Origin of the sequence: Actinoplanes sp. NPDC049548 (assembly GCF_040676695.1) — a bacterium.
GTDB lineage: Bacteria > Actinomycetota > Actinomycetes > Mycobacteriales > Micromonosporaceae > Actinoplanes.
In genome coordinates, this window is sequence record NZ_JBFAPM010000015.1 from 154,615 (window position 1) to 166,567 (window position 11,953).

Here is an 11,953-nt window from a genome sequence, read left to right on the forward strand (position 1 = left end):
GTCAGATCCGTTCCCAGAGCGCGGGCACGTTCGGCGGCTCCCAGCCGACGATCGCGGTGTGCGCCTGGCGGCAGCGGTACGTCGCCCCGCCGTAGGTGACAGTGTTGCCGACCGAGTACGCCGTGCCGGCCTGCCAGGTGCCACCGGCCGGCGGCTGCGTGGGCGGGGTGGTGGGCGGCGGCGCGGGCGGGGTCGTCGGCGGCGTGGTGGGCGGCGGCTGGGTGCCGCCTCCGCCGATGTTCAGGTCGACGCAGGAGTAGAAGGCCATCGCCGTGTCGGCGATGTTCCACCGGGCGAGCAGGGTCTGCCGGCCGGTGAAGCCGCCCATGCTGACCGTGTGCGACTTGGTGGCGCCGGGCTGCGCGCCGCCGTCGTTGAAGACGGCCAGCCGGGTGTTGCCGATGAAGTACTCCCACGAGGTGGTGGAGTGCCGGGCGGTGAGCACCCAGTTGAACGTCACCGTCTGGCCGACCGACGCGGCGGGCCAGTTCTTGCTGTTGTCGTTGAGGACGGCGAAGCGGCTGCCTCCGCCGTTGCACTGCATCGAACCCTTGGGGGCCTCGACACTCTGCGGCTCGTAGATGATGTCGCCGCAGTTGGCGACCGCGCCGCTGGCGCAGTTGGCCTGGCGGCTGGGTGGTGACGAGATGTAGCCGTGCGCCGAGGCGGGTGCCACGGCGACGAAGAGTGAGGCTCCGAGGGTGGCGATGCTCAGCAGGGGAAGCGTGATTCTTCGTCTCATGAAGTGCTCCTCTTCATGGGGACGGCAGGCCGGGATGGGGGATGACCCGACCCGCCGCGGAATCGACCGGGATGAGCATGGGGGGCACTCCCGGCTGTGCGCCCAACATAAGTTAAAGCTTGTTAACAGTAAAGAGAGATAACGAAGATTTTCGATACGCGCACCCCGTCCAGCAGAGTTGGCCCCGCGTAGGTCCAAGAACAACGATGACGTACTTATTACGTCTGACGTCCCGCGGCTCAGCTCGCGGGCGGAGCTGCCGAAGACGTATGAGTGGTGGACATCCACGACGTGATCGGCGCCCGCGCGGTCACTCCCGTCTTCCAGCCGCTGGTGTCGCTCGCTACGAGCGCCGTCGTCGGCTACGAGGCACTGAGCCGCGGCCCGGCCGGGACCCGGTGGGAAGCACCCGTGGCGCTGTTCGCGGCGGCCCGCGAGGCCGGGCGCGACGGCGAGCTCGACTGGGTGTGCCGAGCCGCCGCGTACCGGGCGGCACTCGACGCCGGCCTGCGGACCACGCTGTTCGTCAACATGGAACCGTCGGCCTGGCGCGTTCCCTGCCCGGCCGACCTCGAGGACGTGGTCGCGGCGGCCCAGCGCCGGCTGCGCGTCGTGACGGAGATGACCGAGCGGGCCATCGCGGACGACCCCTCGGCCCTGCTGGCGGCGACCGCGAGCTGCCGCGCGGCGGGCTGGGGCGTGGCCCTCGACGACGTGGGTGCGGACCGGATGTCGCTGGCCCTGATGCCCTTCGTCCACCCCGACGTGGTCAAGCTCGACATGAGCCTGCTGCGCTCGCCGTCGGAGGCGTACACCGCGCAGGTGGTCGCCGCGGTGCAGGCGTACGCGGAGGCCAGCGGCGCCGTCATCCTCGCCGAGGGGGTGGAGACCGAGGAGCACGAGCGCACCGCCCGCACCATGGGGGCGACCGTCGGGCAGGGCTGGCGGTACGGGCGCCCGGCCCCGCTGCCCGCCACTCCCCCGGCGCCGGGACCGCTCCTGACCCCGGTTGCCCGGCCACCGTCCGCGCCCGGCACGCCGTACGAGATCGTGACGGCACGCCGCCCGGTGGTGGAGACGACGAAGGCCGCGCTGATGCCGATGAGCCGCCACCTGGAAGCCCTGGCGGACGACGGCCAGATCCTGCTCGCCTGCTTCCAGGACGCCCGGTACTTCGCGGGCGCGACGGCACGGCGCTTCGCGCGGATCGCCCGGCACAGCCCGATGGTCGCCGCCTTCGGCACGGGCCTGCCGGAGGAACCGGCGCCGGGCGTCCGCGGTGCCGCGCTGCACGCCGCCGACCCGCTGCGCGGCGAGTGGAACGTCATCGTCGTGGGGCCGCACCGGGCCGCGGCTCTGGTCGCGCGGGACCTCGGCGACGCCGGCCCGGAGGCCGGGCGCCGCTTCACCTTCGCCACCACCTACGACCGCGAGCTGGTGGTGGCGGCGGCCCGCTCGCTGCTCGGGGTGATCACCCCGGCCTGCGGCACCGGACTGCCCGCCGTGCTGACCGGCGTCTGACCCGGCTCAGGAGGCGGTGGCCAGGTCCTCCAGAGTGGCCCGGGCGCCCTTGGTGTGCAGGGACGCCAGCACCGACCGGTACGTGGACACGAAGCGCTCGTTGTCGATCAGGTCGCCGAAGACCTCGCGGTTGGCGATGAAGGCCAGCGGCTCCTCGCGCTGCCGTTGCGCGACGGGTACGAGCGTGTCCCGGAGCCGGTCCACGACCTCGATCGGCCGGCCCTGCTCGTCGACGCCCTCGGCGTACCGGGCCCAGGAGGCCACGACCGCGGCCGAGCGGAGGATCTCGCCGCCGTTGTCGAGGTTGTGGCGGATCACCGGGAGCAGCCACTTGGGAATGCGGTCGGAGCTCTCCGCGCACAGCCGGGCGACGGTGTCCTTCACCTGGGCGTTGGAGAAGCGGTCGATGAGCTGGTGCTTGTACTCGTCCAGGTCGATGCCCGGCACCGGCTCCAGCGTCGGGGTGGCCTCGCGGTCCATGTACGCGAGCAGGAACTCGGCGAACAGCGGGTCCTGCGCGACGTCGTGCACGAGCCGGTAGCCCGCGAGGTAGCCGAAGTAGCACAGCGCCTGGTGGCTGGCGTTGAGCAGGCGCAGCTTCATCAGCTCGTACGGCTCGACATCGGCGACGACCTGCACCCCGGCGTCCTCGAACGGCGGCCGGCCGAGCGGGAACGCGTCCTCGAGCGCCCACTGGGTGAACGGCTCGCAGACCACCGGCCACGCGTCGTCCACACCGAACCGCTTGCGGACCTCCTCGCGGTCGTCGTCGGTGGTCACCGGGGTGATGCGGTCCACCATGCTGTTCGGGAACGCGACGTGCTCCTGCACGTACGCGCCGAGCTGCGGATCGCGCAGCGTGGCGAAGGCGACGAAGCTGCGTCGGGCGGCGTGACCGTTGCCCTGGATGTTGTCGCAGCTCATGATCGTGAACGGCGGCAGGCCGCGGTCGCGCCTTCGGGCCAGCGCCTCGGTGATGAGGCCGAACGTCGTCCTCGGTGCCGCGCCGGGCTGCAGGTCGTGCTGCACGTCGGGGTTGTCCTCGACGAACTCGCCGGTCACCGCGTTGAAGTTGTAGCCGCCCTCGGTGACGGTCAGCGAGACGATCCGCACCTCCTCCGAGGCCATCTTCTCGATGACCGCCTCGGGGTCGTCGGGCGCGTACAGATATTCCTTGATGGAACCGATCACCCGCGGCTCGAGGGTGCCGTCGGGCGCCTTGACGACGAGCGTGTAGAGGCCGTCCTGGGCCACGAGCGCGTCGCGCATCCGCTCGTCGAAGGGCATGACGCCGACGCCGCAGATCGCCCACTCCTGCGCCTTGCCCTCGTTCATCAACCGATCGAGATACATCGCCTCGTGGGCCCGGTGGAACCCGCCGACGCCGAAGTGCACGATCCCGGTCCGCAGGGCGCCCCGGTCGTACGAGGGGACGGGCAGGTCGGGGGGCAGGGACGCGAGGTTCTGGGCAGTGAGCGGCAACATCTTCAGTGTCCTCCCAGCGCTGCGAGGGGCCCTCATGACGCCCCCAGCATCGCATCCCGGAAGGGTCCCCGCCGGGCCCGGAACATCAAGATCTTTCTCACGGTCCGTCAAGCCGGGCACGACGCTGCGCCAAACGGTCACGGCCCGGCGGCGCATCGCCACCGGGCCGTACCGTTCTTCCCGCTCAGGCGGTCAGTGCCTCCGCCGGAGCCGGCTTGTCGCCGGTCATGTGCCGCAGGTAGGCGGGCAGGGTGAGGAACTCCGGGCAGGTCCGCTCCGTGAGCAGCACGGTGAGCAGGGTGCGGGCCTGCCCGAAGCGGCGGGCGGCGTCCTCGTCGAGCGCGCCGGTCTCGGCGAGCACGTCCAGTTCCTCACGGAGCATCCGGGTGACCAGCCCGGCCGTCACCGGCACACCGTAGTCCGTCGGGGTGCCGGTCGATATCCACTGCCAGAGCTGGGCCCGGCAGATCTCCGCCGTCGCGGCGTCCTCCATCAGGCCGCCGAGCGCCACCGCGCCCCGGCCGCCCAGCCACGCGGCCACGTACCGCAGGGCCACGCTGACGTTGTTGCGCAGCGCGACCTCGCTGACCGTGACCGCCGTGGCCCGCACGTCCAGCAGCTCCTTCGCGGTGACGTTGACGTCGTCGCGCCGGCGCACGATCTGGTGCGGCTCGAAGCCCAGCCACTGGTCGAAGACCTCCTTGCAGGTCTCGACCAGGCCCGGGTGCGCCACCCAGGATCCGTCGAAGCCGTCGCCGACCTCGCGCCGCTTGTCCTGCCGGACCTGGTTCAGCGCCCGCTTCGCCGCGACCGGGTCGCGGCTGGGGACGACGGCGGCCATGCCGCCGATCGCGTGGGCCCCGCGTCGGTGGCAGGTCTTGACGAGCAGTTCCGTGTACGCCCGCATGAACGGCGCGGTCATCGTGACCTGCGAGCGCTCCGGCAGCACCACGTCCGGCCGGTTCTTGATCATGCTGAACAGGTAGTCCCACCGGCCCGCGTTCAGGCCGGCCGAGTGCTCGCGCAGCTCGTACAGGATCTCGTCCATCTCGAAGGCGGCGGTGATCGTCTCGATCAGCACCGTCGCGCGGATCGTGCCGCGCGGGATGCCGAGCGCCTGCTGGGCGTAGACGAAGACGTCGTTCCACAGCCGCGCCTCGAGGTGGTTCTCGAGCTTCGGCAGGTAGAAGTACGGCCCGCTGTCCCGCTCGAGCTGCCTGCGTCCGCAGTGGAACAGGTACATGCCGAAGTCGAACAGCGACGCCGACACCGCCCGTCCGCCGATGCGCAGGTGGCACTCGGGCAGGTGCCAGCCGCGCGGCCGCACCATGATGGTCGGGATGTTCTCGCCGACCTTGTACTCCTTGCCGTCCGGCGCCGTGAAGTCCAGCGTCCCGTCCAGCGCGTCCCGCAGGTTGAGCTGACCGAGAACGATGTTCTCCCAGGTCGGCGCGGTGGCGTCCTCGAAGTCGGCCATCCACACCTTGGCGCCGGAGTTGAGCGCGTTGATGGTCATCTTGCGCTCCGGCGGCCCGGTGATCTCCACCCGGCGGTCGGTCAGGTCCTCGGCGGGCGGCGCCACCGTCCACGAGTCGTCCTTGCGGACGGCCTCGGTCGAGGGCAGGAAGTCCAGCTCGGTGGTCCGGGTGGCCCGGCGCCGCCGCCGGCGCTCGAGCAGCTGCACCCGGCGCGCGCCGAACTCACGGTCCAGCGCCACGACGAAGTCGATGGCCTCGGGGGTGAGGATCTCGGCGTACCGGCCCTGGCTCTCGCCACAGATGGTGACCTCCTCGCCGCCCATCAGAACTGCTCCGCCTCGGTCGAGCCGGACAGCGCGGTGGTGGAGCTCTCCGGGTTCAGCGCGGTCGAGACCGCGTCGAAGTAGCCGGTGCCGACCTCCGCCTGGTGCTTGGTCGCGGTGTAGCCGTCGGCCTCGGCCGCGAACTCGGCCTCCTGCAGCTTCACGTACGCGCTCATGCCGGTCGTCGAGTAGCCCTTCGCCAGCTCGAACATCGAGTGGTTCAGGGCGTGGAAGCCGGCCAGCGTGACGAACTGGAACTTGTAGCCCATCGCGCCGAGCTCCTTCTGGAACCGGGCGATCGTGTCGTCGTCGAGGTTGCGCTTCCAGTTGAACGACGGCGAGCAGTTGTACGCCAGCATCTTGTCCGGGTGCTTGGCGTGCACGGCCTCGGCGAACCGCTTCGCGAACTCCAGGTCCGGCTTGCCGGTCTCGACCCAGAGCAGGTCGGCGTAGTCGGCGTACGCGACACCGCGGGCGATGGCGGCGTCCTCGCCCGGACGGACCCGGAAGAAGCCCTCCGCGGTGCGCTCGCCGGTCAGGAACGGCTTGTCGCGGTCGTCCACGTCGGTGGTCAGCAGGTCCGCGGCGAGCGCGTCGGTGCGGGCGATGACCAGGGTGGGAACGCCGGCGACGTCGGCCGCGAGGCGGGCCGCGTTGAGCGTACGGATGTGCTGCTGGGTCGGGATGAGCACCTTGCCGCCCAGGTGGCCGCACTTCTTCTCGGAGGCCAGCTGGTCCTCCCAGTGCACGCCCGCGGCACCGGCGGCGATCATCGCCTTCATCAGCTCGAACGCGTTGAGCGGGCCGCCGAAGCCGGCCTCGGCGTCGGCGACGATCGGCGCGAACCAGTCCTTCTCGTGACGGCCGGCGGCGACCTCGATCTGGTCGGTGCGCAGCAGCGCGTTGTTGATCCGGCGGACCACGGCCGGCACCGAGTTGGCCGGGTAGAGGCTCTGGTCCGGGTAGGTGTGGCCGGAAAGGTTCGCGTCGGCGGCGACCTGCCAGCCGGAGAGGTAGATCGCCTTCAGGCCGGCCCGGACCATCTGCACCGCCTGGCCGCCGGTGAGGGCGCCGAGCGCGTTGATGTAGTCCTCGGAGTGCAGCAGCTCCCAGAGCTTCTGGGCGCCGCGCTCGGCGAGGGTGTGCCGTTCCTGGAGGCTGCCACGCAGACGCACGACATCCTGCGCGGTGTAGTCGCGCTTGACGCCGAGCCATCGGGGATCGCCGGCCCACGCCCGAGTGAGGTCCGCGGCGGTACCGCCCCTGACTTCGGTCAGCTGATCAGTCATCTCATATTTCCTTTCCAGCCCTGCTCCGTGCGGGAAGAACTTGACTCTCGCGCACGCCGCAAGCCCCCTTGAAGGCGTTTGTGAGGAGAAGAAACGTGAATCTTCTGCTAACGTAAAAACCCGTGACGGCTTCATCTTCGGACGGCTCGGTGGACCTGGTGACCCTCGGCCAGCGGCTCCGGCACCTGCGAAGGTCCAAGAACATGACCCTCGACCAGCTCAGCGCGGCGGTCGGCCGGGCACCCTCCCAGCTGTCACTCATCGAGAACGGCAAACGCGAGCCGAAGCTCAGCGTGCTGCAGGCGATCGCCGCTGCTCTGGGCGTACCGATGCAGGACCTGTTGCGACCGGAGGCGCCGAGCCGGCGCGCCGGGCTGGAGATCGAGCTGGCCCACTTCCAGAAGGAACCCGCCTACCAGGCGCTGGGCCTGCCGATCGTGCGCGGCGGCCGGCGTCTGCCCGCGGACGCCTTGGAGTCACTGATCGGCCTGCACCGCGAGCTCACCCGCGTCCTGACCGAGCAGAGCGCCACGCCGGAGGTGGCGCGGCGCGCCAACCAGCAGCTGCGCGAGCAGATGCGCGAACGCAACAACTACTTCGCGGACATCGAGCAGGCAGCGGCCAAGATCCTGCAGTCGGTGAAGCACACCACCGGCCCGCTGTCCCAGCGCGGCATCCTGGACATCGCGGCGCAGCTCGGCTTCACCCTGCACTACGTGCCGGACCTGCCCGACTCGACCCGCTCGGTCACCGACCTGCGCAACCGGCGGATCTACATGCCGCAGGTGGCCAGCAACAAGGGCCACGACCCGCGCGCCGTGGTGCTGCAGACCCTCGGGCACTTCGTGCTGGGCCACGAGGACCCCTCCGACTACGGCGACTTCCTGCGCCAGCGCGTCGAGGCCAACTACTTCGCGGCGGCGCTGCTGATGCCCGAGAAGTTCGCCGTCGACTTCCTCCGGGACGCGAAAGCCGACCGCGCCCTCGCGATCGACGACTTCCGCGACGCGTTCGGCGTCTCCTACGAGACCGCGGCGCACCGCTTCACCAACCTCGCGACCCACCACTTCGGCATCCCGGTGCACTTCTGCCGGGTCCACGAGAGCGGCACGGTCTACAAGGCGTACGAGAACGACGGGGTCCGCTTCCCGTCGGACGTGACCGGCGCGATCGAGGGCCAGCCGGTCTGCCGCAACTGGGCGTCGCGCACGGTGTTCCAGTCGTCGAACCCGTACTCGTCCTTCTACCAGTTCACCGACACGGTGGGCGGGACGTACTGGTGCACGGTGCACGTCGAGTCGACGCGGTCCGGGGAGTTCTCGGTGACGGTCGGTACGCCGTACGAGCACGCCCGCTGGTTCCGCGGCGGCGACACGACCCGGCGTACGGTGTCCCGCTGCCCGGACCCGGACTGCTGCCGCCGGCCGCCCGCCGCGCTGGTGGAGCACTGGGCGGGACATGCGTGGCCGAGCGCGAGGGTGCACTCGCATCTGCTGGCGGCGCTGCCGCCGGGCACGTTTCCCGGGGTCGACGCCCAGGACGTCTACGAGTTCCTGGAGCGTCGGGCCACGCCCTGATGTTTCTGGTCGTCGGCGGCCGGCGGCGTCCGTCGCCGCCGGCTGCCTCCCTGTCTCCGCCGGCCGCGTACTGGAGCTAGTGCGCCCAGGGCGGCGTGCCGACCGGGGTGCCGTCGGCGCTTCGGGCGACGAACCCGGCACGGATCGCCACGTACACCTCGGCCGGCTCGTCGCCCGGGTTGCCCAGCTGGATCGGCTCCCCGGCCGGCACGACGGCCGCGTCCCCGGGGCCGAGCGGTTCCGAGGCCGGGGTCAGCTGGACGGTGCCGCCCACCACCATGAAGATCTCGTCGTGGTCGAGGGTGTGCGGCTCCGGTGACCGCAGGCCCGGCGCGACGGTGATCCGCCAGGTGCAGATCTCGGCCGAGCCGCGGCTCGGGGCGGCCAGCGCGGTGAACTCGACGCCGGGCACCTCGAAGCGAGGGGCCTGCGCGGTGTGGATGACGTGCATCGCTCCTCCAAATTAGTCAAGCCAGCTTGTCCAAGCTGGCTTGACTATCATGGGGACATGCCCGCTCCGGCGCAACCCCTCGACTTCGGCATCCTGCTCGCGCTCGCGTACCAGAACTTCGTCCGCGACCTGCGCGCCCACCTGGCCGAGCAGGGCTTCGACGACCTGGGCCGATCGGACGGATTCGTGTTCCGGGCGCTCGGGGCCCGGCCGATGACGGTCAGCGACCTGGCAGCCCGGCTCGACGTCACCAAGCAGGCCGCGGCCCAGATCATCGACGACATGCAGCGGCGCGGCTACGTCGTGCGCACCCCCGACCCGGACGACCGCCGGGCACAGCGCCTGGAGCTGACCGCCCGCGGCAAGTCGGCGCTCGCGGCGGCACACCGGTTCCATCAGCGCTACGAACGACGTCTGGCCGGCGACCACGGCGCACCGGCGCTGGGTGCGCTGCGGGAGATTCTCGGCGCCATGGCGACCGAACCCGACCAGACCCCCGACCCCCGACTGCGCGCGCTGTATCTGTGAGAAGCGCCCATGACCAGACCGCGCCGGCTCGGCGCATTGAGAGAAGGGACGCCGGTCGACCTGTCGGACGAGACCACGGTGAGACGGCATTTTCCCGGGCTCACGGCCTACCTGGACGACAACGGTCACGGCGTGGCACGGCGCTCCGGGAACCCGCAGAACGGGGCCGCAGAGGCCCGGCGGTCACCGATGTCGCGCGACAAGCGGCGCACCGAGAGCGGGCCGGAAAGCCGGGGCCCCGGTTCCCGCCGCCGCAAATGGCGACGGGAACCGGGTCATCCCCCCAGTAAGGTCGAATGCGCTCAGCGCACGAGAAGGGTGTAGTTCGGCGCCACACCGGTGCGGCAACGGAATGTCGTCCACACCTGGCGGGCCACCCCGTCGGCGCCGACTCGGGCGCATTCCGCCTGGGGGTCGGCGACCTGGTTGTAGAGCGCGGTGTAAACCTGCTTCTCGGCCGGGAGAGCGGCGGTGCGCGGGGCGTAGGTGACGATCAGGTCGTCGCCGGCGAAGCCGGAGCGGACCTTGGCGTCGGTCCACAGGCCGGCCGCCTGACCACCGGCGGCGATGACCTCGGCGCGGCCGAAGCCGTAGGTGCCCAGCAGGTCGGTGGTGGGGTATCCGGGCGCGGCCTGGGCGGCGCTCGGGGTGAGCAGGGCGGCGGCGGCCACGGTCGCGGCCAGAACGACGCTACGCATTTCTCGACATCCTCCGGGAAACGGCTGCGGGGGTTTTCCCGCAGCACCTTTTACAGTCACCGCGGGAGGGTCTTCTCCACGGCGGCAAGGAATGACCGTACGGGGCGATTTCGACGCGCGCTGCAAGGAAGCTCACACGAAATGAAGAAGAACCTGTTAACGCATTAACGATTGCTCAGTCGAGCGGTTTCGCGAACCGTTCCCCCAGATCCAGGTGCTCGGGCTGCAGGGCCCTGTCTGCGCGGCAGGCAGCGCCTCGTCGTCCGTCCAGATCAGCCGGTGACCGTCACCCGGCACCGCCCGGACTGCGGCGAGCTGAAGCGGCCGACACTGCGCCCCGCGGGATGGGGGTCGGCGTGCAGGCTGCGCACGAGCGGCGGCAGGTTGCACAGGGGCGGTTCGCTCCGGGCACCACGTCGTCGGGGCGCGAGCAACGGACACCGGCGATCTACCGACGCTCGAGACTGTCCATCACCGGCTCGTCACCGCTGACGACCACACCCGTAGCACGCAGGACTTCCTTCTGCGACCTGGCCAGCCGGTGGAAACGCGGCTTCGAAGGCTTCGGCGCCCGGACATGGCGCGGGCGGGGTCAGCTGGGAGAGACTGCTCCGATGGCTGCCGAGTACACCCAGAGTGACCAGTTCCGTGGTGCCCGCATTCACCTGTGCGAGCTTGCCGGCCTCGAGATCCGCGACTGCGAGGTCAGCGGCCTGAAGATCGTCGACTGCTACGGCAGCGACGTCTACATCGGCGGCGACTTCAAGCGTCTCGTCGTCAACGACGTCGACGTCACGGCTTACGTCGAGGCGGAACTCGACCGGCAGCACCCCACGCGGGCACTGGCGCGTGACGCCGGGTCCCCCGACGACTACCGGGCCGCTTGGGATGCCATCGAGACGCTGTGGACGGCGACGCTCGACCGCGCCAGACTGCTGCCGGAGACCAAGTTGCACGAGCAGGTCGACGGCGAGTGGTCGTTCGTCGAAACTCAACGGCACCTGCTGTTCGCGAGTGACGCCTGGCTCGGCAACGCTGTGCTCGAGGAGGAGGCGCCCTACCACCCGTTGGGCTTTCCCGCCGGCGGGATGCCATCCGACGCGGCGGCCAAGCTCGGGCTGATCCTCGAGGCCACCCCGACACTTGACGAAGTGCTGGCGCCGCGGCTTGCCCGCATGGCCACGATGCGAAGTGTCGTCGACGGGCTCACCGAGACTGAGCTCGACCGCGTATGCGGTCGCAAGCCGGCGGATCCGTATCCCGACCAGGAGTACGTCGTACGGCGCTGTCTCAAGGTGATACTGAAGGAAGAGGCCGAGCATCACCGCTACGCGGTGCGCGATCTCGCTGTACTCGAGGCCGGTGCCTGACGCGTAGTCAAAGCCGAAGGAGTGCGCCCGGGACTCGTCATCGACGGTTTCGCCGGGAGGTCTGGTTCGCCTTTCCGTCGTGGTCGGCGGGGGGTCATCTCGCCGGTTCGGCGTGACAATGGCGGTGGTTCGATCGCGCCGGGATATTCGGGTGCGCGGAAGCGTCGGGCGGACTTCGACCGTGCCCGCTGATCGCATGGGACGCGCGGCGGTATCCGCGGCTGCCGCACCCCGCTGAAGCGGCCGCTGGAGCGGCTGCCGCGCCCTGGTGGAGAGGCTGCCGCGCCCTGGTGGAACAGGCGAGCCGGTCACCCGCACCTGCTCCGCGGCCACTGCCTCGCCGCGGTGATCTTCCGCGCCGCTGCGCCGCACTCGGCCGTCCTGAGATGCGGTGCCGCGCCCCGGCCCGTCTTGTAGTGCGGGGCTTTCCGGTGGCTCGCGATGATCGGTTGCGCCGCCGGGATGAGTCATGTCGGGCGACGCCTCCGGGT

Annotated in this window: 10 protein-coding genes; 4 read left to right on the forward strand and 6 right to left on the reverse strand. The window is 70.6% G+C overall.

Annotated features, from left to right (window positions below):
- Position 1 precedes the first annotated feature (1 nt).
- Entirely contained in the window at positions 2-742 is a 741-nt protein-coding gene (locus AB0J80_RS27115; protein ID WP_364710185.1) for a lytic polysaccharide monooxygenase, read from the reverse strand.
- Between the two features lie 273 nt (positions 743-1,015).
- On the opposite strand from AB0J80_RS27115, the gene AB0J80_RS27120 reads away from it, so the two are divergent.
- Positions 1,016-2,263: an EAL domain-containing protein gene (locus AB0J80_RS27120; protein ID WP_364710187.1), complete on the forward strand. Its 1,248-nt coding sequence runs from the start codon at positions 1,016-1,018 to the stop codon at positions 2,261-2,263.
- Between the two features lie 6 nt (positions 2,264-2,269).
- On the opposite strand, the gene AB0J80_RS27125 is transcribed toward AB0J80_RS27120, so the two are convergent.
- The 3 genes from AB0J80_RS27125 to aceA form a co-directional block, all read right to left on the reverse strand.
- Positions 2,270-3,748: a mannitol dehydrogenase family protein gene (locus AB0J80_RS27125; RefSeq protein WP_364710190.1), complete on the reverse strand. Its 1,479-nt coding sequence runs from the start codon at positions 3,746-3,748 to the stop codon at positions 2,270-2,272.
- Positions 3,749-3,932: 184 nt separating this feature from the next.
- Positions 3,933-5,549, reverse strand: a complete 1,617-nt coding sequence (gene aceB, locus AB0J80_RS27130; protein WP_364710193.1) for a malate synthase A — start codon at positions 5,547-5,549, stop codon at positions 3,933-3,935.
- Positions 5,549-6,838, reverse strand: coding sequence for an isocitrate lyase (gene aceA / locus AB0J80_RS27135; RefSeq protein WP_364710196.1), 1,290 nt, complete (start codon positions 6,836-6,838; stop codon positions 5,549-5,551). The genes aceB and aceA overlap by 1 nt, the downstream gene beginning before the upstream one ends.
- Before the next feature lie 122 nt (positions 6,839-6,960).
- Here aceA and AB0J80_RS27140 point away from each other — a divergent pair, with 122 nt between their 5' ends.
- Entirely contained in the window at positions 6,961-8,415 is a 1,455-nt protein-coding gene (locus tag AB0J80_RS27140; protein WP_364710199.1) for a helix-turn-helix domain-containing protein, read from the forward strand.
- Between the two features lie 76 nt (positions 8,416-8,491).
- Here the strand turns inward: AB0J80_RS27140 and AB0J80_RS27145 are convergent, their stop codons facing one another.
- The gene (locus AB0J80_RS27145; protein ID WP_364710201.1) at positions 8,492-8,866 is read right to left on the reverse strand and encodes a cupin domain-containing protein; all 375 of its coding nucleotides are present in this window, start codon (positions 8,864-8,866) and stop codon (positions 8,492-8,494) included.
- A 57-nt stretch (positions 8,867-8,923) separates the two neighbouring features.
- Here AB0J80_RS27145 and AB0J80_RS27150 point away from each other — a divergent pair, with 57 nt between their 5' ends.
- Positions 8,924-9,394 (forward strand): MarR family transcriptional regulator, encoded by a 471-nt coding sequence (locus tag AB0J80_RS27150; RefSeq protein ID WP_364710204.1) that lies wholly within the window; start codon positions 8,924-8,926, stop codon positions 9,392-9,394.
- Between the two features lie 302 nt (positions 9,395-9,696).
- Here AB0J80_RS27150 and AB0J80_RS27155 read toward each other — a convergent pair whose 3' ends face one another.
- Complete coding sequence (locus AB0J80_RS27155; protein ID WP_364710207.1) at positions 9,697-10,092, reverse strand: hypothetical protein; 396 nt, start codon at positions 10,090-10,092, stop codon at positions 9,697-9,699.
- A 614-nt stretch (positions 10,093-10,706) separates the two neighbouring features.
- Between AB0J80_RS27155 and AB0J80_RS27160 the strand changes: the two genes are divergently transcribed.
- A complete protein-coding gene (locus AB0J80_RS27160; RefSeq protein WP_364710209.1) occupies positions 10,707-11,462 on the forward strand; it encodes a DinB family protein in 756 nt (251 codons plus the stop codon).
- Positions 11,463-11,953: the final 491 nt, after the last annotated feature.